Below are 26,793 nucleotides of genomic sequence, written 5' to 3' on the forward strand. Positions count from 1 at the left end.
TCTGTAAGCCAGTAATCTAAAATCTAAAATCAGTAATCTGAAATTGTTTTTAATACCATAAATCAGCAACTTCACTTTTAATGAAGCTTAAAGCAGCGTTACTAGGCGATTGTTTTTCTAATAAATCGTTTAAAATTACTTCGCGAAGTTTATCTGCATTTTCTACTTTATCGCTCATGGCAGTTTTACGAATTTGCTGAATGGTCGCATTTTTTGCTGTTGTGATGATAGTCCAGCATTCTTCCGAAACATAAATTTGCTGCGTTAAATTGTGTTCGAATTCATTTTCGATCTGGTCGATCAGAAAATTTTCGTAATCGTGTTTTAAGGGAGAAATGGGTGCAATTCTAATTAAAAGTTTTGTCAGATTGATACGCTCCAAAAACAATGTCATTCTCTCGTAAGCCTGAAGGCGAATTGGAAGCGACTCAGAATGAGCTTGTTTATTTAATTGAAAAGCACGTTTTCTGTCATTGTTTTTGATGTGCAGTTCGAAAAAACGATACGCAACAAGTCCTGTTACTAATGCTGGTAAAGTATAACTTGCAAGTTCTATTATTTTGTTGAAATCCATTTGAATAATTTTTAAGCAAAAATATACTTTTTGATCAAAAATCCACTTTAAATTTTAGGTAATAAACAAAAAGGAAGCAGTACTTTTGAAGCTTAGTTTTTTGTGTTATCAAAATAGGGTTTTAATGGAATCATACATTATTTTTTTTCTGTGTTTAGCAGCTTTTGCTGCCGGATTTATTGATGCAATTGTTGGCGGCGGCGGATTAATCCAAACTCCGATGGGATTGATATTCCTGCCACATCTGCCGGTTTCGACTGTCATCGGGACTTTGAAGATTCCGGCGTTCAGCGGAACTGCTTTTGCAGCCTTTCAATATTTGAAAAATGTAGTTATCCAATGGAAATTATTAATCATAATGATGTGTCTTGCGGTTCCGTCGGCATTTCTGGGTTCTACAATATTAACTATGGTGAGTAACGATTTTATGAAACCGCTTTTATTGGTGGTATTGTCTCTATTGTTTATCTACACGTATGCAAAAAAGAATTTCGGTCAGCACGTTGCAAAAGATCATTCTCCCGCAACACAAATAATGTATGCCGTTTTAATTAGTATTATAATTGGATTTTATGATGGATTTATCGGCCCCGGAACCGGAAGTTTTTTAGTGGTTGCTTTTATTGCACTTTTAGGTTTTGATTTTCTACACGCTTCCGCGAATGCTAAAATGGTAAACCTGGCCACAAATTTTGGTTCAATTTGTTTGTTTATGATTAAAGGGAAGATTATATGGACAATCGCAATTCCGATGGCAGTAAGCAATGGACTGGGAGGGTGGCTTGGGGCAAAACTAGCGATTAATAAAGGAAACGGTTTTATTCGCATTTTCTTTTTGGTTGTTGTAGTCGGAACTTTGATTCGTTTTGCGTATGATGTGTTTTATAATTAAAATACTAAATTTCAGAGAAGAAGATTTAATTTTTCAAGACCACTTATTTAAATATCATTTTATTGACATATATTTGTCAAATAATAATATTTTAAGTATCATAATATGATAGAAATTGTTCAAAATTACGAGAATTACATTAATAGTCTTCCGGAATTGATTAGTAGATCTTATTATAAAGCTGAATTTTTCATGCAAAAGTTGAATTTAAAACATGCTACTTTTTATAGAAAATTGAAATCAAAAACTTTTACCCATCAGGAAATAAAATTAATTACAAATTTGCTATTTCCGGAAGAGATATTAATCCAGGAACTTCAAAAAAGTGAAGAAGATATTAAGGCAGGAAGAACCATAAATTTTGATGAATTTAAAGAAAAATTACGAACAAAGTATAATTTCTAAATCTGCAGGGTTTCTATTATTGTCCCAAAATAGAATGATATAAATAATCTGTTCCTCTATTTTATAAAATAAATAAACTTGATTTGAGATTAAGAATTTTCTAAATGAGGTCTGCCTATATTTTGAGCCAATGCCATTATTCTTTAAAATTGTTTCAATGATTGAAATCGTCTTTTTTGAAAATACAGCTGCTTTAGTTTCTGAATATTTACTTATAATCTGATAGTATGTTTTTTCTGCAGTCTCTGTAATCTGTATGTTCATCTACTATGTTTAAGTTTCGCAAAGCTACTATTTTAATTTAAGATTTTTCCTTCATTTCTAAAATACTTGTTTGTCCTTAGCCCCCGATTGAGACGTAATCTCGCAGCATAGGGGAAAAGATATAGCCGAAAGCGGGAGACTATACTGAAAAAATGCTTTTTGCCGGGCTTCTAAAAAAACTTAGTCCCGAAACTTAGGGATAGTCACTTAGCATCTTAGGAACTTACTTTAGAAATTCTTATTTTTGCATAAAAGGAGAAAATTTCATGCAACATTATATTGACCAGCTCAACGAAGCGCAGAGAGCGCCTGTTCTAAAGAAAGACGGGCCAATGATTATTATTGCTGGTGCTGGTTCTGGAAAAACCAGAGTTTTGACAATTAGAATTGCTTATTTGATGCATCAGGGAGTGGATCCATTTAATATTTTGTCGTTGACTTTTACTAATAAAGCAGCGAGGGAAATGAAACACAGGATTTCGGATATCGTTGGTGCAACCGAAGCAAAAAATCTTTGGATGGGAACTTTTCACTCGATATTTGCTCGTATTCTGCGTGCAGAATCAGATCATTTGGGCTATCCTTCGAATTTTACTATTTACGACTCTCAGGATTCTGCAAGATTGATTTCTTCGATTATTAAAGAGATGCAATTAGACCGTGATATTTACAAACCCAAACAGATTTTAGGAAGGATTTCGAGTTATAAAAATAGCTTGATTACGGTAAAAGCGTACTTTAATAATCCGGAATTGGTGGAAGCTGACGCCATGGCAAAACGCCCCAGATTGGGAGAAATTTACCAGCAATATGTAGAACGCTGTTTTAAAGCGGGCGCAATGGATTTTGATGATTTATTATTGAAAACAAACGAGTTGTTAACGCGTTTTCCCGAAGTTTTAGCAAAATATCAGAATCGTTTTCGCTATATCCTTGTGGATGAGTACCAGGATACGAATCACTCTCAGTATCTGATTGTGAGAGCCTTGTCTGATAAATTTCAGAATATTTGTGTGGTTGGAGATGATGCTCAGAGTATTTATGCTTTTCGAGGAGCAAATATTAATAACATCCTGAATTTCCAGAAGGATTACGAAGGTGTAATTATGTTCCGACTGGAGCAGAATTACCGTTCTACCCGAAATATTGTGGAAGCCGCCAATACGGTAATGGAACACAATAAAACCAAACTGGATAAGGTAGTCTGGACGGCAAATGATTTCGGACCCAGAATTAAAGTCCACCGAAGTCTAACTGATGCCGAAGAAGGTCGTTTTGTGGCCAGTACAATTTTTGAGCAAAAAATGCAAAATCAATTGCATAATGGCGCTTTTGCGATTTTGTATCGTACTAATGCCCAGTCTCGTGCAATGGAGGATGCTTTGAGAAAACGGGATATTCCGTATAGGATTTATGGCGGATTGTCCTTCTACCAGCGTAAAGAAATTAAAGATGTGTTGTGTTATCTGCGTTTGGTTATAAATCCGAAAGATGAAGAAGCGCTTATTCGTGTTATTAACTATCCTGCACGTGGAATTGGTGATACAACGGTCGAAAAATTAACAATTGCTGCCAATCATTACAAACGTTCAATCTGGGAGGTAATGGTAAACATCGATAAGATTGATCTGAAACTGAATACAGGTACCAAAAATAAACTGAAAGATTTTGTTACAATGATCCAGAGTTTTCAGGTTATTGATCAGAATCAGGATGCTTTTTATTTAACCGATCACGTTGCCAAAAAAACAGGATTGGTTCAGGAATTGAAAAAAGATGCTACTCCCGAAGGAATGGCAAAAATTCAGAATATTGAAGAACTTTTAAACGGTATTAAAGATTTTACAGAAGGACAAAGAGAAATTGACGGCGCAAGAGGAGCACTTTCTGAATTTATGGAAGATGTAGCGCTTGCAACTGATTTGGATAAAGATACAAGCGATGAAGACCGTGTAGCTTTGATGACAATTCACTTAGCAAAAGGATTAGAGTTTCCTCATGTTTTTGTTGTTGGTATGGAAGAGGATTTATTTCCTTCTGCAATGAGTATGAGTACCAGAAGCGAACTGGAGGAGGAGCGTCGTTTGTTTTATGTAGCGCTAACCCGTGCAGAACATCAGGCGTATTTGACATACGCTCAGTCCCGCTACCGTTGGGGAAAACTAACAGATAGCGAACCTTCTCGTTTTATTGAGGAAATTGACGGTCAGTTTTTAGAGTATTTGACTCCGTCTGAAAGCAATTACAGATACAAGTCTCCAATTGATGGTGATATTTTTGGTGATGTTGATAAGTCTAAACTGAGATTATCAAAACCAGTTGGAGGAACTCCGCCAAGCTATATTACTAATAATGAACCCAAACCTGATTTAAATATCCGTAAATTAAAACCTGTTTCGGGAAATGCTCCGGTAAGCAGCGGTAATGCAAATTTATTTGACAGTAAACTAACAGTTGGAAATATTGTAATGCACGAACGTTTTGGAAAAGGTGAAGTGATTAATCTGGAAGGGGTTGGCGCTGATAAAAAGGCAGAAATTAAATTTGAAGTTGGGGGAATTAAGAAGTTATTGTTGAGATTTGCCAAACTTGATGTAGTGGGATAAATGTAACTTTAGATATGAAGTATTTCGTAACTTTATGATGCATCAAACCTCTCAAAAAATTAAAATATAAAAATGGCCGAATTTATAAAAATATATCCCGATAAACCAAATGAAGCTGCAATCGCAAAAGTGGTTAAAGTTTTACAGAACGGAGGATTGGTAATCTATCCAACCGACACGGTGTATGGTTTAGGTTGTGATATTACGAATTCAAGAGCACTGGAAAAAATTGCAAAAATTAAAGGAGTAAAATTAGAAAAAGCTAATTTCTCTTTTATCTGCCACGACTTAAGTAATCTTTCCGACTATGTGCGTCAGATTGATACTTCAACTTTTAAAATTCTAAAGAGAGCGCTTCCTGGTCCCTATACTTTTATTCTTCCCGGGAATAATAATTTACCGAAAGAATTTAAAAAGAAAACTACAGTTGGTATTCGTGTTCCCGATAATAATATTATTTTGGAAATCGTTCGTCAATTGGGAAATCCTGTGGTATCAACTTCTATTCGTGATGAAGATGACGTTATTGAATATACTACAGATCCTGAATTGATTTTTGAAAAATGGCAAAACCTGGTTGACATGGTGATAGACGGCGGATACGGAGATAATGTGGGGTCAACAATCATTGATTTATCAGAGCATGAACCCGTTATTGTGAGAGAAGGTAAGGGAGATGTGGATATTTTGTAAAAAAAAACTTTAATTGAGTAATAATTTAAAATTTATGCCTAACTTTATTATTAGTTAAATTTAGTTAGTTAATTTAAGATAATGTTTATTCTTAATTTTCTGTTGAATCAGCTTTAAGGTAAATTAAGAGTATAAAAAAGCAGGTCATTGACCTGCTTTTTTTTGTTATAATGAATTGGACAACAAATTATTTCTGTTGTTTTTTCATTTCTTTTTCAATCATATCGTAGAACTGATCGATTTTTGGCATAACCACAATACGGGTTCTTCTGTTACGAGCTTTGTTTTCTGCAGAATCATTTGCTACTAAAGGAACATATGAACTTCTACCAGCTGCAATTAATTTAGCAGGGTTAACTCCAAGATCGTTTGTTAGCACACGAACGATAGAAGTAGAACGTTTTACACTTAAATCCCAGTTGTCTAAGATAACTCCGTTGCTTTTGTATGGAACATCATCTGTATGACCTTCAACCATACACTCAAAATCTGGTTTGTCGTTTACAACTTTAGCAACTTTAGCCAAAACAGACTTAGCTTTGTCACTTACTTCGTAGCTTCCGCTTTTGAATAATAATTTATCAGCGATTGAGATAAATACAACTCCTTTTTCAACATTGATTTCGATGTCCGGATCGTTTATACCAACTGCGCCTTTCAAACTTGTAACCAATGCTAAAGTAACACTGTCTTTTTTAGTTAAAGCATCCTGAAGTCTGGATATTTTTAAATCTTTTTCTTTTAAACTTTCAAGAGATTTTTCAAGATTTTCAGCACCTTTAGTAGTTAAGATAGTTAGATCTTTAGAGCTGTTGATTAAATCTTTATTATGTTCTTTGTAGCTTTCTGCAGTAGCAGCTAAACCAGCTTTTTCTTCTAAGCACGTATTTAATTTTACAGTACAAGAGTTTAACAAATCTTGAGTTTCTTTGTTTTTAGCTTCCAACTCAGCATATTTCTTTTTAGAAACACACGATGTAAGTGCCATTAATACTGATAGTGCGATAACTATTTTTCTCATAAATTTAATTTTAATTAGACTTGATTACAAATTTAGTTTTTAATATTTTGAATACTGTTAAAGATTTCTTTAAATATGGTCATTTTACTTATATAATAAAGGAAAACGATGCTTTTTACCGTATAGTATTGCTGTATCTGAAAATCTTTTCGTTTCTTCAAATAATTTAAAGATAGACAATAAAAGGACAAATGTGCTTTTAAAATCGCAAAAGCATGTCCGAATTTACCTTGTGTAAAAAAACGAATACCGGCAATTCCGTCTAAAATCATTCTGAAAAAAATCACGAAAAATAATCCTCTCTTCGGCAGGTTTTTTACCAGCATTAAAAGTGAATTTCTAAAATTCAGATATGTTTTTTTCGGATTTCCCTGTTCTAATGTCGCACCTCCAACATGATAAACAACAGACTGATAATTGTATTTAATAATATGTCCCTCGTTAGATGCACGCCAGCATAAATCTATTTCTTCCTGGTGTGCAAAAAAGCTTTCATCAAAACCTCCTAATTCGTGAAAAACAGTTTTTCTAATAAAAAAACAAGCTCCGGACGCCCAAAATAATTCGATGTTGTCGTCATACTGACCATTATCTTTTTCTATCGTGTCAAATATTCTTCCGCGACAGAAAGGATATCCGTATTTATCCAGAAAACCACCAGCTGCACCGGCATATTCAAAGTATTGCTTGTTTTTAAAATCCAGAATTTTAGGCTGAATGATCGCGGTTTGATTTTCATTATCAAAAGTGGACAAGATTGGACCAAGCCAGTTTTCAGTCACTTCAATATCTGAATTTACCAAGGCATATATTTCTGCATCAATATGCTGTAACGCATCATTGTAGCCTTTTGCAAAGCCATGATTTCCGGTATTTTTTACAATTTTTACGGTAGGGAAATTTTGTTGAACAAATTCAACTGAATTATCTGTAGAGTCATTATCTGCAACATAGATTGTTGCGCCTTCTGAAAATTGAATAACAGACGGTAAAAACTGCTCGAGCAATTTTACACCGTTCCAATTCAAAATTACAACTGCTATCTTATCCAAAAGTACTTAATTATTTGTTTTTAATGGTTTTCTTTATAATCCGGAAGGCTCTTTAAAAACTGATATTTCTCGTTTTCAAAATCCATCTGACAATAAAAGTGGTTTAGTCCGTTCGTAACTTTCAAAAACCGTGCCTGCATTGTCATATTATAACGGGCAATTTGGTCAAAAGTTGCCTGTGAAATTTTAACTTCCGGTGCTTTGCATTCTACTAATATATGTATTGAACCATCGGGATTAAACACTACTACATCGTAGCGTTTTCGCAACCCGTTGATTGTTAAAACTTTCTCGACATTAATAAGTGATTTGGGGTATTTTTTTTCATTCATCAGATAATGAACAACGTGCTGACGAACCCATTCTTCGGGAGTAAGAATTATAAATTTTTTCCTGATTTCATCAAAAATAGACACTTTATTTTCGCTATTTTTGAATCGGAAAGTGTAGACTGGGAAATTGAGTTTAAGCATAAAACAAAAATATAAAATAGTTTTAGGATTCAGCACAACTTGAAACTTTAAACTTGAAACAAAAAATTTTTAATGGACGAAGTAGTTAAAATTGTCAACGATATAAAAGCCGGAAATATAAAGCCAATTTATTTTTTAATGGGTGATGAACCTTATTATATAGATAAATTATCGGAATATATTGAACAGAATGTTTTAGCAGAAGAGGAGAAAGGCTTTAATCAAACCGTTTTGTACGGAAGGGATGTATCTGTAGACGATATTGTTTCAACAGCAAAACGTTACCCTATGATGGCTGATCGCCAGGTTGTTATTGTAAAAGAAGCACAGGATTTGTCCAGAACAATTGATAAAATTGAGTCTTATGCAGACAATCCTATGGAATCTACAGTTTTGGTTTTTTGTTATAAATATAAAACGCTTGACAAACGAAAAAAGGTGACCAAACTACTGGCTCAAAAGGGAGTCGTTTTTGAAAGTAAAAAATTGTATGAAAACCAGGTTGGTGACTGGATTAAACGTATTCTCGCCGGAAAAAAATATACTATTGATGCAAAAGCAAATGCCATGCTGGTCGAATTTCTAGGCACAGATTTGAGTAAAATTAACAATGAACTTGAAAAGCTTCAAATTATTTTACCGCAGGGAACGATGATTACACCGCAGCATATAGAGGAAAATATTGGGTTTAGTAAAGATTATAATGTTTTTGAACTTAGAAAAGCAATTGGCGAACGAAACCAGTTAAAGGCTTATAAAATAGCTGAAAATTTTGCCCACAATCCAAAAGAATATCCACTGGTTATGACAACCGGATTAGTTTTCGGGTTTTTTGTGCAGCTTTTAAAATATCATGGGCTTAAAGATAAAAGTCCTAAAAACGTGGCAAGTGCAATTGGTGTAAATCCGTTTTTCTTAAAGGAATATGATTTGGCTATAAAAAATTATCCGATGAGAAAAGTGAGTCAGATCGTTGGTGCTTTGAGAGATATTGATGTTAAGAGTAAAGGAGTAGGAGCCAATGCTTTACCGCAATCAGATTTGCTAAAAGAAATGCTCTATAAAATATTTAATTAAGCCATTAAAATTCACGATATTTGCTTTTCTAAAAATTTTACTACGTTTAAAATAATTACACAATTATGGGAATGAATAAAAATACCGTTTTAGGATGGGCTACTTTTATAATGATACTTATGGGATTGTTGCTTATAGGGCTTGGAGCCTTCAGATATAGTGATGTTTCGGGATGGGGATTTGGCGCAGTGGGAGTAGGTTTTTTAGCAAATGCATGGGTTTTCAATGCTTTAAAAGGCAGGGTTTAATCTATTTTTAAATTGGATAATTCAGGAAAATAAATAATTAAAATTAAAAATAAATAGAATGTCAGACGATAAGAAAGTAATTTTCTCAATGCAAAAATTGAGTAAAACCTATCAGGGAGCAGACAAACCTGTACTTAAAAATATATATTTGAGTTTCTTCTATGGAGCTAAAATTGGTATTTTGGGTCTTAATGGTTCAGGAAAATCTTCTCTTTTAAAAATTATTGCAGGTGTTGATAAGAATTATCAGGGAGATGTGGTTTTTCAGCCAGGTTATACCGTTGGCTATTTAGAACAGGAACCAATTCTTGATGATTCTAAAACAGTTATAGAAATTGTTCGTGAAGGAGCTGCTGAAACTATGGCAGTTTTAGAAGAGTACAATCAGATTAATGATTTATTTGGTCTTGAAGAAAATTATTCAGATCCTGATAAAATGGATAAATTGATGGACCGTCAGGCAGCTTTACAAGACAAAATTGATGCTCTTGGTGCCTGGGAAATCGATACCAAATTAGAAATCGCAATGGATGCTTTGCGTACGCCGGAAGGTGATACACCAATTAAAAACCTTTCCGGAGGAGAGCGTCGCCGCGTAGCATTATGTCGTTTGTTATTGCAACAGCCAGACGTATTGCTTCTGGATGAGCCTACCAACCACCTTGATGCTGAGTCAGTTCTATGGTTAGAGCAGCACTTGGCGCAATATGCAGGAACTGTTATTGCGGTAACGCACGATAGATATTTCCTTGATAATGTTGCTGGTTGGATTTTGGAGTTGGATAGAGGAGAAGGAATTCCGTGGAAAGGAAACTATTCTTCTTGGTTAGACCAAAAATCAAACCGTATGGCTCAGGAAGAAAAAGTGGCTTCTAAACGCAGAAAAACTTTAGAGCGCGAGTTAGAATGGGTTCGCCAGGGAGCAAAAGGACGTCAGACCAAACAAAAAGCGCGTTTACAGAATTACGATAAATTATTAAACGAAGATCAAAAGCAACTGGATGAAAATCTGGAGATCTACATTCCAAATGGTCCGCGTTTAGGTACAAATGTAATCGAAGCTAAAAATGTTGCGAAAGCTTTTGGCGAAAAATTATTGTATGATAATTTGAACTTTACTCTGCCACAAGCCGGAATTGTTGGAATTATCGGACCAAACGGTGCCGGTAAATCTACCATTTTCAAAATGATTATGGGCGAGCAGGCTACAGACAGCGGAGAATTTTCTGTTGGAGAAACTGTAAAAATCGCGTATGTAGATCAGTCGCATTCTAATATTGATCCGAATAAATCGATTTGGGAAAACTTTGCAGACGGTCAGGAATTAATTATGATGGGAGGAAAGCAGGTAAACTCCAGAGCTTATTTATCCCGTTTTAATTTTGGTGGTGGTGAGCAAAATAAAAAAGTGTCAGCACTTTCTGGCGGAGAACGTAACAGACTTCACTTAGCAATGACTTTAAAAGAAGAAGGAAATGTACTTTTACTGGATGAGCCTACGAATGACCTTGATGTAAATACACTTCGTGCACTTGAAGAAGGTTTAGAGAATTTTGCCGGTTGTGCCGTAATTATTTCTCACGACAGATGGTTCTTAGACAGAATCTGTACTCACATTCTGGCATTCGAAGGAGATTCAGAAGTTTATTTCTTTGAGGGAAGTTTCTCTGATTATGAAGAAAACAAAAAGAAACGTCTTGGCGGAGATTTAACTCCAAAACGTCTGAAATACAGAAAATTAATTAGATAATATTTTAATTAAGTTTTCAAAAATTAAAAATCCCAAATTCCTCCCGAAGTCTCGGGATGTGAATTTGGGATTTTTTTATATCTTTTTAAATCTAGTTTGTCATTTCGACGAAGGAGAAATCCTCGTAAGCAGCGCGGTTCCAATAGGTCAATCTTTGTAGAGTTTCTCGTGGAGATTTCTCCTTCGTCGAAATGACAATATTGTGCAAATGAATTTAAATTTTAAAGAAACTTCGCTTTCAGTTCCGCAGTAGGAATCATGCAGCTTTCTTTTTTGCCATACCAGTTATATCTGTTTTTTGCAACATAATCGTAAATACGATCACTTATAAAAATAGGAACAATTCTAAATATTAGAACCAGTTTCCAAAAACCTCCAAAATTTTTTGCAATTTCAATTACAGCAGAAGATTTATAAAAATAAGCAGTTCCGGGATTGTATAAAATTATACTATCCATTTTAGAAAAACTAATTCCGAGATATTTGCAAATCGAAATTCCTAAATCCGATTGTAAAGCAACAAATCTGAATACATCCTTTTTGTCGTGTTTAATAATAAATTGTACAGCAGCATCACACAGATTACAAACTCCGTCGAAAAGAATTATTTTTTTATTTTTTGGAAGATTATCCATCTTGTATTTTTGCGTATGAAACTTTATAAAGGTTAAAATCTTAAAGATTTATTTTGAATAAATTCTATATTAATTTTATCTATCGAATTTTTAATTTCTATAAAATAAATGAATAAAAATTCGCTTTCATAAATTGAATTTAATCGATCTTTAAAAATAAACAACCTTCTTTGGTCTAAATTTTAAAATCTTTTATTAAAAGGCTTAATTTAAGTTTTTGGCTATTTTAGCAGTTTTTTACAACTAAAAAATCAATAGAAATTATTTTTTTACAGCTTCTACTAACTCCAGTTCATCCAAACTTACTTTGGAAGTAAAAATTCCATAGTTAACCGTAGCCTTGTTTTTCTCGATCGAATCTATGCTTCCAACAGATCTTCCGTCTTGCATTCTTACTCTGTCACCAACTTTTAAAATTGGTTTTGGTTTTTCTACAATTGGCTTAAGTTTTTTCTCTTTTTTCTCTTTTCGAATTTCTTCAACTTTAATCTGAACTTCGGCAACTATTTCTTTTTGTTTTTCAACTTTTGCTTTTACTTCTTTTGGAGTGGCTTTTTTACGTTTAGAATTTTCAATTTCTACAATTTTCAAAAATTCACCAATAAGTTCCTTTTTATTTTTATTGTTGAAATATTTTTCAGCAATGTCATCAATTTTTTGTCCGATATAAATTATTTTCTGATTACTGTCGTATAACTCCTGATAACTCTCTAATTTTTGCTGAATCCTGGTATTGATGTTTTCCATCTTTTTACTTTCCTCGCGCGCACGGGTTTCTTCCTCTTTTAAATTAAGGGAAGTTTTTTCGAGTTTAGATCTCTCTTTTTGCAGCGTTGCGATAGTTTTATCAAAACGGACTTTTCCAACTTCGATTTTCTTTTTCGCACGATTAATTAATCCAAACGGAATTCCATTTTTTTGTGCAACTTCAAATGTAAACGAACTTCCTGCCTGACCCAAAGCCAGTTTGTACATAGGTTCCAGAGATTTTTCGTCGAACATCATATTTGCATTTGTTGCATATGGAAGTTCATTTGCTAAAATCTTCAAATTGGAATAATGCGTTGTAATAATTCCAAACGCCTCACGATGATAAAATTCTTCCAGAAATATTTCAGCCAGAGCGCCACCCAGTTCAGGATCAGATCCCGTTCCAAACTCATCAATCAAAAACATGGTTTTGCTATTACATTTTTTAAGAAAGTAATTCATGTTTTTAAGACGATAAGAATAAGTACTTAAATGATTTTCAATAGATTGATTATCTCCAATATCCGTTAATATTCTGTCAAACAAAAAAGTTTCACTTCTCTCGTGTACCGGAATTAAAATCCCTGACTGCAGCATCAATTGTAATAATCCGACTGTTTTAAGGGAGATTGTTTTTCCTCCGGCATTCGGACCTGAAATAACAATAATTCTGTTTTCTTGTTTTAGCTCAATTGTTTGAGGATGTGTGATTTCCTTTTTTTGTTTGTTATTCAGATACAAAATTGGATGATAGGCTTCTCTAAAGAAAAGACGTCTTTCTTCTGTTATATGCGGAAGAATTCCGTTTATGCGATTGGCATATTTTGCTTTTCCGGCAACGACATCAATGTCACTTAAAAAATCCTGATATTCAATTAATAGTGATAAATACGGACGAATTATATTGGATAAATTCTTTAAAATTCTCGTAATTTCTTCCTTTTCTTCGTATTCTAAATTCGCTAATTCTCTGGAATATTTTAATGTCGCCTCCGGTTCAATATAGGCAATACTTCCGGTCTTGGAACTGCCTAAAATCGAGCCCTTTACTTTACGGCGATACATGGCTAATACTGCAAGAACCCTTCGGTTTTGTACAAAGCTTTCCTTGATATCATCCAGATATCCCAGTCCGTTATATTGACTTAAAGCCAGACCAAAACTTTGGTTTACTTTTCCGCGAACCAGATTCATATTCTGGCGAATTCCAGACAGAGTAGGAGAAGCGTTATCTTTTATTTCACCATATTTATCTACAATTGAGTCAATTGCATTAATAATGTCTTTTGTCAATTCGACGCGCGAAGCCCTTGCATTTAAGTTTGGGTAATAGTCGTCAAATTTTTTAAGAAAATTTAATAAGACGTTGGTGGTTGCAGAAAGATTAGCAATTTTTCTAAAACTGCCGACTTCCAGAAAACTGTCCTCAATGGCCAGAAACTTAATTTCATGTGTTATAGCATCAAACCCGTGATTAGGAATAGCATTATTATTTTGAAAAGAAGACACATATTCAGACGTCTGCATCAATGATTGCATCAGTTCTTCCTTGTCTCTAAATGGTTTTATTTGTAAAGCTTTTTCTTTTCCAATATCGGTATTGCATCCATCTGAAATGGTTTCGAGAACGGTTGGAAATTGTAAGTCTTGTAATGTTTTTTCTGTGATACTGATCATTTAATTTCTTTATGAAAGCAACAACAAAAGTACAAAAACAATATGATTGAAATTGATAACTCTTTCTAAATTTATGCTTTAGTTAATATGATTTTAGCTAATTATTTCTGAAATTAGCATAAAAAAATAATGGACGTAAAAATGCATTCTTCCTGGAAACCGGTTTTGAATGAAGAATTCGAAAAACCCTATTTCAAGGAACTTATTGATTTTGTAAAATCAGAATATACGACGAAAATTTGTTATCCAAAAGGTAATCAGATTTTCGCCGCCTTTGATCACTGTCATTTTGATGAAGTGAAAGTGGTTATCATTGGACAAGATCCTTATCACGGACCTAATCAGGCAAACGGATTATGTTTTTCTGTAAATGACGGAATTCCTTTTCCTCCGTCGCTTCAAAATATTTTCAGGGAAGTCGAAACAGACCTGAATAAACCACTGCCGAAAACAGGAAACTTAGAACGTTGGGCAGATCAGGGTGTATTTCTTTTAAACGCGACTTTAACAGTTCGTCAATCTGAAGCGGGAAGTCATCAGGGAAAAGGCTGGGAAAAATTTACCGATGCGGTGATTAAGAAAATATCTGAGGAATCTGAAAATGTCGTTTTCCTGCTTTGGGGCGGTTTTGCGCAAAAGAAAGCCGCTTTGATTGACGCTAAAAAACATCATATTTTAAAATCCGGACATCCATCACCTTTAAGTGCAAACAGAGGATTTTGGTTTGGAAATAAACACTTTAGTCAAACCAATGATTTTTTAAAATCTAAAGGTTTAAAAGAAATTGAATGGTGATTTTTTTTAGGGTCAAAGGTTTAGAGGAACAAAGTGACAAAGGGAATACTTTGCCATTTCGGTTTAATGATAGATTGCACTGGAAATTCTACACAGATTGATTTTATATCTGGCGGAAATACTAATGCGATTTCTCCTTTCGGTCGAAATGATGAAAATTTTAGAACAAATAGATCTGCTTAATTGGCAAATCTGAGAGAAATAAAAAAGAGTTATTTCTTTACAATATCTTCTAAAACTGCTTTGTTTTCGTAGTTTATAACTTTTAAGATAATTTCCTGATTTTTAACCGTCTTTCCTTCAATGATATAAAGCTTGCCACTTTTTACAGGGACATTACTTTGGTCAAAATCTACATCACCATAAGTTAATGTATTTTTTACATCAGCAGTATCAACCCATTTTTCATTTAGAACCTGGATAGCTTTTTCCGAATATTGAAAAGGTTTTGTTCTCAGATTATTTAAAACACGTGCATTCGGAAAATAATTACATCTCGTGTCTTTTCCAATAAAAACGGCTGATACAATAAAAGAACCAATTACCAAACCAATCAAATAATATGCAAAACGGTTTACGAACTTCATGAAATAATTTTTTGGCAAAGGTACATTAAAGTTCCTTTAAAATACAAGTAAATTAATATCGTTGTCCGGCAAATCAAACCATTCACCAATAGCTTTATTTGTTAAGATTCCATGATATAAATAAATCCCGTTTTTAAGACCTTTATTGCATCGTATTGCACTTTCAATACCACCATCTTCGGCTATCTGATGGAGATAAGGCGTAAGGATGTTACTAATTGATAATGAAGCAGTTTTAGAATAACGAGACGGGATATTCGGTACGCAATAATGAAGAACATTGTTTTTAATAAAGGTAGGCTTTTCATGGGTTGTCACTTCTGAAGTTTCAAAACAACCGCCCGTATCAATGCTGACATCAACAATAACGGCGCCTTTTTTCATATGTTCTACCATTGTTTCTGAAACTACAATCGGGCAGCGTTCTTTTCCACGCATGGCGCCAATCGCTACATCACAACGTCTTAATGCTTTCAATAATCCTTTTTGCTGAATGGTTGATGTAAAAATGCGTTGGTTCAAATTATTTTGTAAACGACGAAGTTTTGTAATAGAGTTATCGAAGACTTTTACATTTGCACCAAGACCAATTGCGGTTTTTGCCGCAAATTCGCCAACAGTTCCTGCTCCTAAAATAACCACTTCGGTAGGAGGGACGCCGGTTATGTTGCCAAATAAAAGTCCTTTTCCAAATTCGTTTGTGATCATTAATTCGGCAGCAATTAAAATAGAAGCTGTTCCGGCAATTTCACTCAGTGATTTTACAGCAGGATATGACCCGTCTTCGTCCTTAATATATTCAAAAGCTAATGCAGTAATTTTTTTCTGTGCCAAAGCTTCGAAGTAGGCTTTCTTTTTGGTTTTTAACTGAATAGCAGAGATAATAACCGTTTCCGGATTTATCATTTCGATTTCAGACAGCGTTGGCGGTTCTACTTTTAATAAGAACGGACAGCCAAATACTCTTTTGGTGTCCTGGGTAATTTCGGCACCCGCATCGGCATATTCCTTGTCGGTATAACTCGAACTTTCTCCGGCACCGGACTCAATCATAACACGATGTCCTGCGTATGTTAAAGAGTTTACAGCATCAGGAGTCAGACAAATGCGACGTTCCTGATAACTGGTTTCTTTAGGTATTCCTATAAAAAGTTCTCTTTTAAAACGACCAACCTCAAGTTTTTCTTCTTGTGGTATTAATTGCTGTTTTGTAAATGGAGTTAACGTGATTGACATGAGTTGTGCAAAAATTAAGGGTACAAATTACGTAAAAAGTTTTAAAATTAGTGCAAAAAATCTCCTAATACTGTAAGGGGAATGTTAAGTTATTTTTTAAGTAAATAAAAATCTTTTTAACCTTTTACGTTAGTATTAATTCTCTGTTTCCATCATCCCGTAATTCAATGTTTATTGTTGAATGCTCATCAGGAATTAAACTTTCAATTTTCTCAGACCATTCAATAAAACACCAGTTTCCGGAATATAAATAATCATCAACGCCCATATCTAAAGCCTCTGTTTCCTCTTTAATTCGATAAAAATCAAAATGGTAAACTTTTTTGCCATTTGGAATTTGATATTCGTTTACTAAAGAAAAAGTGGGGCTGCTGGTCGCATCCGTAATACCAAGACTTTTACATAACTGCTTGATTAAAGTTGTTTTACCAACTCCCATTTCTCCGTTAAAGAGAATTATTTTATGAGGATTCTGCGCTAAAATCTGCTCAGTGGCTTCCCTGATTTGGTCTAATGAAAATACGATATTCATTGGTTTGCGTTTTTGCCACGAATTTCACAAATTTTCACGAATAAAATTTACTTTTTTATTTAAAAAATAACTCGTATCAATTCGTGAAATTCATGGCGAAATATTATTTAGGATTGAACACCAAAAACGGAATAATCATTTCTTCTAATGAAATTCCGCCGTGCTGATACGTATTTTTATAATAACTCACATAATGATTATAGTTATTTACGTAAGCCAGAAAGAAATCATTTTTAGCAAAAATAAACGAACTACTCATATTTATGGCAGGTAAACCGATGGTTTTAGGCTCTTTAATAACATATACGTCTTTCTGTTCGTAAGTTAAACTACGGCCTGTTTTGTAACGCAGATTCAGACTTGTATTTTTATCTCCAACCACTTTAGATGGGTTTTTTACATTAATTGTCCCGTGGTCTGTTGTTAAGATTAGCTTGAATCCTAAAACTTGAGCCTGCTGAATTATTTCTAACAAAGGAGAATTTTTAAACCAGCTCAAAGTTAAAGAGCGATATGCTTTATCATCTGAAGCTAACTCTTTTACTACTTCCATTTCTGTTTTAGCGTGCGAAAGCATGTCTACAAAGTTGTACACCACGGTTACTAAGTCGTTTCCTTTTAAGGCTTTAAAGTTTTCTGCAAGTTTTTTACCGCCGGCATAATTGGTGATTTTAAAATAATCTTCCTTTATATTTAAACCCAAACGCTTTAACTGCGCAGATAAAAACTCGGCTTCATAAAGGTTTTTACCACCATCTTCTACATCATTTTTCCAATATTCAGGATGTTTTTTTTCCATTTCCAAAGGCATCAGACCGGAGAAAATAGAATTTCGTGCATATTGTGTGGCAGTTGGAAGTATAGAATAATAAGGAACTTCTTTCTCCAGTTTATAATAATTAGAGATAACAGTTTCAAAAGATTTCCATTGGTCGTAACGAAGGTTGTCAATTACAACAAACAAAATCGGTTTATCTTTCTTTTTAATTTCAGGAACAACCAGTTCTTTAAAAAGTGTGTTCGACATAATTGGCTTTTCTGCCTTTGGCTCAAACCAGTCTTCATAATTACGTTCAATATATTTTCCAAACTGCGAATTTGCTTCTACTTTCTGAGATTCTAAAATTTCGATCATCGCCGTATCGTTGATATCTTCTAATTTCAGTTCCCAGAAAATTAATTTTTTATAAAGTTCCACCCAGTCTTCATAGGAATTAACCATTGCCAGTTCCATGGAAATTTTTCGAAATTCCTTCTGGTAATCTAAGGTTGTTTTTTCGGTAATCAGTCGGGAATCATCCAGGTTTTTCTTTAGGCTAAGTAAAATCTGATTCGGATTTACCGGTTTAATTAAATAGTCAGCGATTTTAGAACCAATGGCTTCCTCCATTATATATTCTTCCTCGCTTTTGGTAATCATAATCATCGGGATTGCAGATTTTTTCTCTTTCATTTCAGAAAGTGTTTCTAAACCGCTCATTCCGGGCATGTTCTCATCCAAAAAGACAATATCAAAATTATCTTCTTCAAATAATGCGATCGCGTCAAGACCATTATTACAAGTAGTAACTTCGTAATTCTTTTTTTCTAGAAACAATATATGAGGCTTTAAAAGATCGATTTCATCATCGACCCAAAGTATTTTTATCTTATCCATAAATCAATTTAATTTTACTGCAATTTAAAGTTATAGAACTTAAAAAGTATTAAAAATAGTATAAAATTACCAAAGTTTAGATATGTTTTTATTTATAAATATGAAGGTTGAATTTGTACTTTATTGAAAATCATAACAATCATTCAATTCATATTAAAATAAAAAACACCAAACTGTTTATACTTATTTACTTATATTTGTTGATCAAAAAATCACCAGATAGTGACTCAAATCAACAAGTTAAAAATATTCAACGATCCTATATATGGATTCATCACGATTCCAAACGAGCTGGTTTACGATTTAATTCAGCACCCTTATTTTCAGCGTCTTCGCCGAATTTCCCAAATGGGATTGTCTTATTTGGTTTATCCCGGCGCCAATCATACCCGCTTTCATCATGCCTTAGGATGTATGCATTTGATGAAAAAAGCAATTGATACCCTTCGTTTTAAAGAAGTTCAAATCTCAGATGATGAAGAATGTGCCTTATTAATAGCCATTTTACTTCATGACATCGGACACGGACCATTTTCTCATGCTATGGAAAAAAGTATTGTAGAAGATGTGCATCATGAAGCCATTTCGCTGTTATTTATGAATCAGTTAAATGAAGAATTTGACGGAAGATTAAGTCTGGCAATTCAGGTCTTTAAAGGAGAATACCACAGAAAATTTATGCTGCAATTGATTTCAAGTCAATTGGATATGGACCGAATGGATTACTTAAAGCGCGATAGTTTTTATACAGGAGTTGCAGAAGGAAATGTCAATTCTGAACGATTGATTCAGATGATGAATGTAGAAAATGACGTTTTAGTTATTGAAGAAAAAGGGATTTATTCTGTTGAAAAATTCCTGCTTTCCAGAAGATTAATGTACTGGCAGGCCTATTTGCATAAAACAAGTCTTGTTGCTGAATTAATTTTGATGAAGGTTTTAAAAAGAGCAAAAGAATTAGTTTTAAAGGGAGTAGAACTTCCGTGCAGTGAGCCTCTTTCTTATTTCATGCATAATAAAATAACTCTGGATGATTTTGATGCCGAAAATCTGGATTTGTTTTCTCAATTGGATGATTTCGATATTATCAGTGCTTTAAAAGCGTGGCAAAAGCAGGATGATTTTGTTTTAAGTACTTTGTGTAAAATGATCATAAACAGAGATTTACTTAAGATAAAATTAAGTGCAGAGAAAGTTTCGATGGAGGAGTCTCAGACCCTAAAAGAGCAATTTGCAGAAGCGCATCATATTTCACAAATAGAGGCGGGATATTTCATTTTTAGAGGGAAAATTAAAAATCAGGCGTACAGTAAAGAGGCAGAACCGATTCGTATTTTGAAAAAAGACAGAACAGTTGAAGATGTGGTTGAAGCGTCTGATCAGCTGAATTTGAAATCGTTATCTAAATTGGTGACAAAATATTACATCTGTTTTCCAAAACAACTTATCTAAAATTAACATTTAAAATCTATTTTTTATATTTTTGTCGCGATGAAATTTACAGCAGAACAAATAGCAGGAATTTTAGAAGGAGAAGTTGTTGGTAATCCCAATGCAGAAGTTTCTAAGCTTTCTAAAATAGAAGAAGGAGACGAAGGATCGCTTACTTTTTTGGCTAACCCAAAGTATATTAACTATATATATACTACAAAAGCGACAGTAACAATTGTTAATGACAGCTTTATTCCAGAGCAGGAAATAAATACCACACTAATTAAGGTAGAAGATGCGTATGCAGCATTTTCTAAACTTTTACATTTTTATAATCAGGTAAAACTAAATAAAACCGGCGTCGAACCGCAATCTTTTATGTCTGAAGGAACTAAACATGGAGAAAATCTGTATTTAGGAAGTTTCAGTTATATTGGACAGAATGTTGTTTTAGGTAATAATGTAAAAATTTATCCAAACAGTTTTATTGGTGATAATGTGGTAATTGGCAATGATGTTTGTGTGTTTGCTGGTGCAAAAATTTATTCAGAAACGGTAATTGGCGATAATTGTATCATACATTCCGGAGTAATTATTGGTGCAGATGGTTTTGGTTTTGCCCCAAATGAAGAAGGTGAATATGATAAAGTTCCGCAGATCGGTAACGTAATTATTGAGGATAATGTCGATATTGGAGCTAATACTACCATTGACAGAGCAACTCTCGGATCTACCATTATTAGAAAAGGAGTAAAATTAGACAATCAGATTCAGATTGCCCATAATGTTGAAATCGGAAAAAATACCGTTATTGCAGCACAAACCGGTGTTGCAGGTTCTACAAAAATTGGAGAAAACTGTATGATTGGAGGGCAAGTTGGTATTGTAGGCCATCTAACAATTGGTAATAATGTCAGGGTTCAGGCACAGTCTGGAGTTACCAGAAATGTAAAAGACGGAGAGATTTTGCAGGGTAGTCCATCTTTTAATCTGAACGATTATATTAAATCGTATGTTCATTTTAAAAACCTGCCTAAAATTGTTGCCGAAGTAGAAGAAATAAAGAAACAAATAATAAACCCAAAAAATGGAAATAATGGTTAAACAGAAGACCATCAAAAATGAAATTTCGCTAACAGGAGTTGGATTACATACTGGAAAAGAAGTTACAATGACTTTTAAACCTGCTCCTATTAATAATGGTTTCACTTTTGTAAGAGTTGATCTGCAGGGTCAACCAGTCATTGAGGCTGATGCTAATTACGTTGTGAATACTCAAAGAGGAACAAATCTTGAGAAACTTGGAGTTAAAATTCAAACTCCGGAACACGTTTTAGCTGCAGTAGTTGGTTGCGATTTGGATAATATTATTATTGAATTAAATGCCTCTGAACTTCCTATTATGGACGGTTCATCAAAATATTTTGTTGAAGCTATAGAAAAAGCAGGAATCGAAGAACAAGACGCCAGCCGTAATGTTTACGTGGTAAAAGAAGTTATTTCTTTTACTGATGAAGCTACAGGAAGTGAAATTCTTGTTATGCCAAGCGACGAGTATCAGGTAACTACAATGGTAGATTTTGGAACAAAAGTTTTAGGTACTCAAAATGCTACTTTAAAAAGCATATCTGACTTTAAAGCTGAAATTGCAAGCTCAAGAACGTTTAGCTTTTTACATGAACTGGAATCTTTACTGGAACATGGATTAATTAAAGGAGGAGATTTAAATAATGCAATCGTTTATGTAGATAAGGAAATCTCTGAGTCTACAATGGAGAATTTAAAGAAAGCTTTTGGTAAAGATGAAATTTCTGTAAAACCAAATGGTGTTTTAGATAACCTGACTTTACACTATCCAAACGAAGCTGCAAGACACAAATTACTGGATGTTATTGGTGATTTATCTCTTATCGGAGTTCGAATTCAAGGAAAAATTATTGCCAATAAACCAGGTCATTTTGTAAATACTCAATTTGCTAAGAAACTGGCTAAGATCATAAAAATCGAGCAGAGAAATCACGTTCCTACTTACGATCTGAATCAGGAACCTTTGATGGATATCCATAAGATTATGGCCATGTTGCCTCACAGACCACCATTCTTGTTAATTGACAGAATTATAGAAATGTCTGACCGCCATGTAGTAGGATTGAAAAATGTTACGATGAACGAGAATTTCTTCGTAGGTCATTTTCCTGAAGCTCCGGTAATGCCAGGGGTTCTAATTGTAGAAGCAATGGCGCAAACAGGTGGTATTCTGGTTTTAAGCACCGTTCCGGATCCTGAAAATTATTTAACATACTTTATGAAAATTGACAATGTTAAATTCAAGCACAAAGTACTTCCGGGAGATACCTTAATATTTAAATGCGAATTAATTTCTCCAATCAGAAGAGGAATTTGTCACATGCAGGCAAACGCTTATGCAAATGGTAAATTAGTTACTGAGGCCGAATTAATGGCGCAAATAGCAAGAAAACAATCATAAATTATCAAATTTATTGTTTAGGTTTGTTGCTTCAAATCCGAATATTTTAATTAAAAATATAAAACATACAGATGAATCAACCATTAGCATATGTTCATCCAGGCGCGAAAATCGCTAAAAATGTTGTAATAGAGCCATTTACAACAATTCACAATAATGTTGTTATTGGTGATGGTACTTGGATTGGTTCAAACGTGACGATTATGGAAGGAGCCCGTATTGGAAAGAATTGTAACATTTTTCCCGGGGCCGTAATTTCTGCAGTACCACAAGATTTAAAGTTTGGTGGTGAAGATTCCCTTGCTATAATTGGTGATAATTGTACAATAAGAGAATGTGTAACGATAAACAGAGGGACAATTGCTTCAGGGCAGACTGTAATCGGAAATAATTGTTTGGTAATGGCTTATGCTCACATTGCGCATGACTGCGAAATTGGAAATAACGCTATTATTGTGAATGGTGTTGCTTTGGCAGGTCACGTAGTGGTTGGTAATCATGCTGTTATTGGAGGTCTGGCTGCAATTCACCAATTTATTCACATTGGAGATCACGCTATGATCTCAGGAGGGTCTTTGGTTAGAAAAGATGTTCCCCCTTTTACAAAAGCAGCAAAAGAACCTTTGTCTTACGTAGGAATTAATTCTGTTGGTTTAAGAAGAAGAGGTTTTAGTACTGAAAAAATTAGGGAAATTCAGGAAATCTACAGAATTTTATACCAAAAGAACTACAATACCACTCAGGCGTTAAGTATTATTGAGGCTGAAATGGAAGCAACTCCTGAAAGAGATGAAATTCTTGATTTTATCAGAAATTCATCACGAGGAATTATGAAAGGTTATTCAGGAAACTATTAAAAAATAAAAGTTTAATCGTTTTTTGTTTAATCGTTAATCGAATTCAAATAGACAAATAAACGATTACACGATTAAACAATATTAAATAAAACAAAAACAAATGGCATCTACATCAGATATTAGAAACGGATTGTGTATTAAATTTAATCACGACATTTATAAAATTATTGAATTTCTTCATGTAAAACCGGGTAAAGGTCCGGCTTTTGTGAGAACAAAACTTAAAAGCCTTACATCAGGAAAAGTATTAGACAATACGTTTTCTGCAGGTCATAAAATCGAGGATGTACGTGTTGAGACACATACTTTCCAGTTTTTGTATCCTGAAGGTGATGAATTTCACTTTATGAACGCTGAGACATTTGAGCAGATTTCTTTGAATAAAAACATTTTAGATGCTCCGGATTTGCTAAAAGAAGGAACAAATGTTATGGTTCAGATTAATACAGAAACTGATTTACCACTATCTGTAGATATGCCAACATCTGTAATTCTTGAAGTTACTTATGCAGAACCAGGCGTAAAAGGAAATACAGCAACAAATGCAACTAAATCTGCAACTGTCGAAACAGGTGCTACTATAAATGTACCTTTGTTTATTAATGAAGGAGATAAAATTAAAATTGATACAGCTTCAGGTTCTTACATGGAGCGTGTAAAAGAGTAGTTTTAATTAAGATAAATTTGACAATGAGTCAATTAGATAATGTGTGAATGAACATAATTTTGTATATTCATATTCTAATTGACTCATTTTCAATTGACAAATTTTCTAATTATAATTTATGAAATTTCAAAAGAGTCATTCTTTAGAGGAAATTGCAAATTTGCTAAACTGCAAGTTTATTGGCGATAAGGACTTTCAGGTTTTAGGCATGAACGAAATACATGTTGTGGAACCTGGAGATATTGTTTTTGTTGACCATCCCAAATACTACGATAAAGCTTTACAATCTGCTGCAACTATTGTTTTGATTAACAAAGAAGTAGAATGTCCCGAAGGTAAAGCACTACTGATTTCTGATGATCCATTCAGGGATTTTAATACTCTTACCAGACATTTTAAACCTTTTCAGTTTGCTAATGTATCGATTGCTCCTACAGCAGAAATAGGTGAAGGAACGGTTATTCAGCCCAATACTTTTGTTGGCAATAATGTTAAAATTGGTAGGAATTGTTTAATTCACTCCAATGTATCCATTTATGATCATACCATAATTGGAGATAATGTAATTATTCATGCGGGAACTGTTTTAGGTGCTGATGCTTTTTATTATAAAAAAAGAGCAGAAGGCTTTGATCAGTTGATCTCTGGCGGTAGAGTGGTTATTGAAGATAATGTTGGTATTGGAGCCCTTTGTACAATCGATAAAGGAGTGACAGGTGACACAACAATCGGAGCAGGAACCAAACTCGATAATCAGGTTCATGTAGGCCACGACACGGTTATTGGTACAAAATGTTTAATTGCATCGCAAACCGGAATAGCAGGCTGTGTAATTATTGAAGACGAAGTAACGTTGTGGGGTCAGGTAGGAACAACTAGTGGTATCACAATCGGAGCCAAAGCAGTTGTAATGGGGCAAACTGGTGTTACGAAATCAGTAGAAGGAGGTAAATCATATTTTGGTACTCCAATTGAAGAGTCGAGAGAAAAATTGAAACAACTAGCCAATATCAAGAAGATTCCTGAAATTTTAAATAAATTGAAGTAATATGTCTATTAAAGAGTTTGTTCAGAAATTTTATAAGTCAGATGCCTTAATCGATAGTGAAATTTTAAAAACATATCTGCATCCTGATGTTATTTTAGAATGGAACAGCAGTAAAGGTTTTATTCAGATGGACTACAATTCCATTCTCGAAATGGCAAACGAACTGAGTCGTGCTTACGTGCGTTCTAAGGTCAGAATTACTCACATTCTTACCGAAGATGATTTAGTATCAGTACGATATTCTCATTTTGTTAAAACGATCGAAAATCCGAGAGAAGAAATGCTTTTAGCGCATTTTTCAACAATCTGGCAGATAAAAGATGATAAACTTTACAGAGGTTACCAGATGAGTCAATTTTCTTAATATTTTTTTGATAATAAAAGAGTCAAAATACATTACAAAACCTTATTTTTGCAACACAAATTTAAAAACTACATAAAATATATATCATGAGTGTTTTAGTTAATAAAGATTCCAAAATAATTGTTCAGGGATTTACAGGAAGCGAAGGAACTTTCCACGCTTCTCAAATGATTGAGTACGGTACTAATGTTGTTGGTGGTGTAACTCCGGGAAAAGGTGGTACAAGCCATTTAGACCGTCCGGTTTTTAATACAGTAAAAGACGCTGTTGATCAAGCTGGTGCTGATACTTCTATCATTTTTGTTCCGCCTGCTTTTGCTGCTGATGCAATTATGGAAGCTGCTGATGCTGGAATTAAAGTAATTATTGCTATTACAGAAGGAATTCCTGTAGCAGACATGATTAAAGCAAATAATTATGTTAAAGAAAGAAATTCAAGATTAATTGGTCCAAACTGTCCAGGTGTAATTACTCCGGGAGAAGCTAAAGTGGGTATTATGCCAGGTTTCGTTTTCAAAAAAGGAACAGTTGGAATTGTATCTAAATCTGGAACCTTAACTTATGAAGCTGCAGATCAGGTTGTAAAACAAGGTTTAGGAATCACTACAGCTATTGGTATTGGTGGAGATCCAATTATTGGAACTACAACTAAAGAAGCTGTTGAATTATTAATGAATGACCCTGAAACAGAGGTTATTATCATGATTGGTGAAATTGGAGGTCAACTTGAAGCTGATGCTGCTAAATGGGTAAAAGCTGATGGAAACCGTAAACCTGTTATTGGTTTCATCGCTGGAGAAACTGCTCCTGCTGGTAGAACAATGGGGCACGCAGGTGCTATCGTTGGTGGTTCTGATGATACTGCTGCTGCTAAAAAACAAATTATGAGAGACAACGGAATCCACGTTGTTGATTCGCCAGCTGAAATTGGTAAAAAAGTAAAAGAAGTACTTGGATAATAATTCCAATCTTAGATAATAAATGGAAAAAAGTCTCAATATTTTGTTGAGACTT

The 26,793-nt window shown here is 34.0% G+C and carries 27 protein-coding genes; 16 read left to right on the forward strand and 11 right to left on the reverse strand.

Annotated features, from left to right (window positions below; genetic code table 11):
- Positions 1 to 49: 49 nt before the first annotated feature.
- Positions 50 to 574 carry a DUF7935 family protein gene (locus tag ABEB31_RS19805; protein WP_347053395.1) on the reverse strand — a complete coding sequence of 175 codons (525 nt, stop codon included), beginning with the start codon at positions 572 to 574 and terminating at the stop codon, positions 50 to 52.
- 124 nt (positions 575 to 698) lie between these two features.
- Between ABEB31_RS19805 and ABEB31_RS19810 the strand changes: the two genes are divergently transcribed.
- Positions 699 to 1,466 carry a sulfite exporter TauE/SafE family protein gene (locus ABEB31_RS19810; RefSeq protein ID WP_347053396.1) on the forward strand — a complete coding sequence of 256 codons (768 nt, stop codon included), beginning with the start codon at positions 699 to 701 and terminating at the stop codon, positions 1,464 to 1,466.
- Positions 1,467 to 1,571: 105 nt separating this feature from the next.
- Positions 1,572 to 1,871 (forward strand): hypothetical protein, encoded by a 300-nt coding sequence (locus ABEB31_RS19815; protein WP_347053397.1) that lies wholly within the window; start codon positions 1,572 to 1,574, stop codon positions 1,869 to 1,871.
- Here the strand turns inward: ABEB31_RS19815 and ABEB31_RS19820 are convergent.
- Positions 1,848 to 2,135 carry a hypothetical protein gene (locus tag ABEB31_RS19820; protein WP_347053398.1) on the reverse strand — a complete coding sequence of 96 codons (288 nt, stop codon included), beginning with the start codon at positions 2,133 to 2,135 and terminating at the stop codon, positions 1,848 to 1,850. The genes ABEB31_RS19815 and ABEB31_RS19820 overlap by 24 nt on opposite strands.
- A gap of 266 nt (positions 2,136 to 2,401) precedes the next feature.
- On the opposite strand from ABEB31_RS19820, the gene ABEB31_RS19825 reads away from it, so the two are divergent.
- Positions 2,402 to 4,741 (forward strand): ATP-dependent helicase, encoded by a 2,340-nt coding sequence (locus tag ABEB31_RS19825; RefSeq protein WP_347053399.1) that lies wholly within the window; start codon positions 2,402 to 2,404, stop codon positions 4,739 to 4,741.
- Positions 4,742 to 4,813: 72 nt separating this feature from the next.
- The gene (locus ABEB31_RS19830; RefSeq protein ID WP_347053400.1) at positions 4,814 to 5,434 is read left to right on the forward strand and encodes an L-threonylcarbamoyladenylate synthase; all 621 of its coding nucleotides are present in this window, start codon (positions 4,814 to 4,816) and stop codon (positions 5,432 to 5,434) included.
- 187 nt (positions 5,435 to 5,621) lie between these two features.
- Here ABEB31_RS19830 and ABEB31_RS19835 read toward each other — a convergent pair whose 3' ends face one another.
- The 3 genes from ABEB31_RS19835 to ABEB31_RS19845 are packed head-to-tail and all read right to left on the reverse strand — an operon-like array spanning position 5,622 to position 7,980.
- Positions 5,622 to 6,455: an OmpA/MotB family protein gene (locus tag ABEB31_RS19835; protein WP_347053401.1), complete on the reverse strand. Its 834-nt coding sequence runs from the start codon at positions 6,453 to 6,455 to the stop codon at positions 5,622 to 5,624.
- A 32-nt stretch (positions 6,456 to 6,487) separates the two neighbouring features.
- Positions 6,488 to 7,507 (reverse strand): glycosyltransferase, encoded by a 1,020-nt coding sequence (locus ABEB31_RS19840; protein ID WP_347053402.1) that lies wholly within the window; start codon positions 7,505 to 7,507, stop codon positions 6,488 to 6,490.
- A gap of 20 nt (positions 7,508 to 7,527) precedes the next feature.
- Positions 7,528 to 7,980 carry a type I restriction enzyme HsdR N-terminal domain-containing protein gene (locus ABEB31_RS19845; protein ID WP_347053403.1) on the reverse strand — a complete coding sequence of 151 codons (453 nt, stop codon included), beginning with the start codon at positions 7,978 to 7,980 and terminating at the stop codon, positions 7,528 to 7,530.
- A gap of 72 nt (positions 7,981 to 8,052) precedes the next feature.
- Here ABEB31_RS19845 and holA point away from each other — a divergent pair, with 72 nt between their 5' ends.
- From holA to ettA, 3 genes are all read left to right on the forward strand, one after another.
- Positions 8,053 to 9,057, forward strand: coding sequence for a DNA polymerase III subunit delta (gene holA / locus ABEB31_RS19850; RefSeq protein ID WP_347053404.1), 1,005 nt, complete (start codon positions 8,053 to 8,055; stop codon positions 9,055 to 9,057).
- A 65-nt stretch (positions 9,058 to 9,122) separates the two neighbouring features.
- Positions 9,123 to 9,305 carry a CAL67264 family membrane protein gene (locus ABEB31_RS19855; protein ID WP_347053405.1) on the forward strand — a complete coding sequence of 61 codons (183 nt, stop codon included), beginning with the start codon at positions 9,123 to 9,125 and terminating at the stop codon, positions 9,303 to 9,305.
- A 58-nt stretch (positions 9,306 to 9,363) separates the two neighbouring features.
- A complete protein-coding gene (gene ettA, locus ABEB31_RS19860) occupies positions 9,364 to 11,055 on the forward strand; it encodes an energy-dependent translational throttle protein EttA (protein ID WP_347053406.1) in 1,692 nt (563 codons plus the stop codon).
- A gap of 221 nt (positions 11,056 to 11,276) precedes the next feature.
- Here ettA and ABEB31_RS19865 read toward each other — a convergent pair whose 3' ends face one another.
- Positions 11,277 to 11,690 carry a thiol-disulfide oxidoreductase DCC family protein gene (locus ABEB31_RS19865; protein ID WP_347053407.1) on the reverse strand — a complete coding sequence of 138 codons (414 nt, stop codon included), beginning with the start codon at positions 11,688 to 11,690 and terminating at the stop codon, positions 11,277 to 11,279.
- A 261-nt stretch (positions 11,691 to 11,951) separates the two neighbouring features.
- On the reverse strand, positions 11,952 to 14,117 hold the full coding sequence (locus ABEB31_RS19870) for an endonuclease MutS2 (protein ID WP_347053408.1): 2,166 nt from the start codon (positions 14,115 to 14,117) through the stop codon (positions 11,952 to 11,954).
- A gap of 129 nt (positions 14,118 to 14,246) precedes the next feature.
- Here ABEB31_RS19870 and ABEB31_RS19875 point away from each other — a divergent pair, with 129 nt between their 5' ends.
- Positions 14,247 to 14,912, forward strand: coding sequence for a uracil-DNA glycosylase (locus ABEB31_RS19875; RefSeq protein ID WP_347053409.1), 666 nt, complete (start codon positions 14,247 to 14,249; stop codon positions 14,910 to 14,912).
- A 212-nt stretch (positions 14,913 to 15,124) separates the two neighbouring features.
- Here the strand turns inward: ABEB31_RS19875 and ABEB31_RS19880 are convergent, their stop codons facing one another.
- The 4 genes from ABEB31_RS19880 to porX all read right to left on the reverse strand — a co-directional run bounded on the left by ABEB31_RS19880 (position 15,125) and on the right by porX (position 18,924).
- The gene (locus ABEB31_RS19880; protein ID WP_347053410.1) at positions 15,125 to 15,499 is read right to left on the reverse strand and encodes a DUF4258 domain-containing protein; all 375 of its coding nucleotides are present in this window, start codon (positions 15,497 to 15,499) and stop codon (positions 15,125 to 15,127) included.
- Positions 15,500 to 15,535: 36 nt separating this feature from the next.
- Positions 15,536 to 16,735: an alanine dehydrogenase gene (locus ABEB31_RS19885; RefSeq protein ID WP_347053411.1), complete on the reverse strand. Its 1,200-nt coding sequence runs from the start codon at positions 16,733 to 16,735 to the stop codon at positions 15,536 to 15,538.
- A gap of 124 nt (positions 16,736 to 16,859) precedes the next feature.
- Positions 16,860 to 17,267: a tRNA (adenosine(37)-N6)-threonylcarbamoyltransferase complex ATPase subunit type 1 TsaE gene (gene tsaE, locus ABEB31_RS19890; protein ID WP_347053412.1), complete on the reverse strand. Its 408-nt coding sequence runs from the start codon at positions 17,265 to 17,267 to the stop codon at positions 16,860 to 16,862.
- Positions 17,268 to 17,370: 103 nt separating this feature from the next.
- Positions 17,371 to 18,924 (reverse strand): T9SS response regulator signal transducer PorX, encoded by a 1,554-nt coding sequence (gene porX / locus ABEB31_RS19895; protein WP_347053413.1) that lies wholly within the window; start codon positions 18,922 to 18,924, stop codon positions 17,371 to 17,373.
- A gap of 222 nt (positions 18,925 to 19,146) precedes the next feature.
- Here porX and ABEB31_RS19900 point away from each other — a divergent pair, with 222 nt between their 5' ends.
- The 8 genes from ABEB31_RS19900 (at position 19,147) to sucD (ending at position 26,738) form a co-directional block, all read left to right on the forward strand.
- Positions 19,147 to 20,376, forward strand: coding sequence for an HD domain-containing protein (locus ABEB31_RS19900; RefSeq protein ID WP_347053414.1), 1,230 nt, complete (start codon positions 19,147 to 19,149; stop codon positions 20,374 to 20,376).
- Between the two features lie 39 nt (positions 20,377 to 20,415).
- Positions 20,416 to 21,459 carry a UDP-3-O-(3-hydroxymyristoyl)glucosamine N-acyltransferase gene (gene lpxD / locus ABEB31_RS19905; protein WP_347053415.1) on the forward strand — a complete coding sequence of 348 codons (1,044 nt, stop codon included), beginning with the start codon at positions 20,416 to 20,418 and terminating at the stop codon, positions 21,457 to 21,459.
- Positions 21,452 to 22,843: a bifunctional UDP-3-O-[3-hydroxymyristoyl] N-acetylglucosamine deacetylase/3-hydroxyacyl-ACP dehydratase gene (locus ABEB31_RS19910; protein WP_347053416.1), complete on the forward strand. Its 1,392-nt coding sequence runs from the start codon at positions 21,452 to 21,454 to the stop codon at positions 22,841 to 22,843. The genes lpxD and ABEB31_RS19910 overlap by 8 nt, the downstream gene beginning before the upstream one ends.
- 71 nt (positions 22,844 to 22,914) lie before the next feature.
- Positions 22,915 to 23,700: an acyl-ACP--UDP-N-acetylglucosamine O-acyltransferase gene (lpxA, locus tag ABEB31_RS19915; protein WP_095951251.1), complete on the forward strand. Its 786-nt coding sequence runs from the start codon at positions 22,915 to 22,917 to the stop codon at positions 23,698 to 23,700.
- A 100-nt stretch (positions 23,701 to 23,800) separates the two neighbouring features.
- Entirely contained in the window at positions 23,801 to 24,367 is a 567-nt protein-coding gene (efp, locus tag ABEB31_RS19920) for an elongation factor P (RefSeq protein ID WP_347053417.1), read from the forward strand.
- 118 nt (positions 24,368 to 24,485) lie between these two features.
- On the forward strand, positions 24,486 to 25,415 hold the full coding sequence (locus ABEB31_RS19925; RefSeq protein WP_347053418.1) for a UDP-3-O-(3-hydroxymyristoyl)glucosamine N-acyltransferase: 930 nt from the start codon (positions 24,486 to 24,488) through the stop codon (positions 25,413 to 25,415).
- 1 nt (position 25,416) lies between these two features.
- A complete protein-coding gene (locus tag ABEB31_RS19930; RefSeq protein WP_347053419.1) occupies positions 25,417 to 25,779 on the forward strand; it encodes a nuclear transport factor 2 family protein in 363 nt (120 codons plus the stop codon).
- An 86-nt stretch (positions 25,780 to 25,865) separates the two neighbouring features.
- Positions 25,866 to 26,738, forward strand: coding sequence for a succinate--CoA ligase subunit alpha (gene sucD / locus ABEB31_RS19935; protein ID WP_133523977.1), 873 nt, complete (start codon positions 25,866 to 25,868; stop codon positions 26,736 to 26,738).
- The last annotated feature ends 55 nt before the right edge of the window (positions 26,739 to 26,793 follow it).

Source organism: Flavobacterium olei, from assembly GCF_039749035.1.
Lineage (GTDB): Bacteria > Bacteroidota > Bacteroidia > Flavobacteriales > Flavobacteriaceae > Flavobacterium > Flavobacterium olei.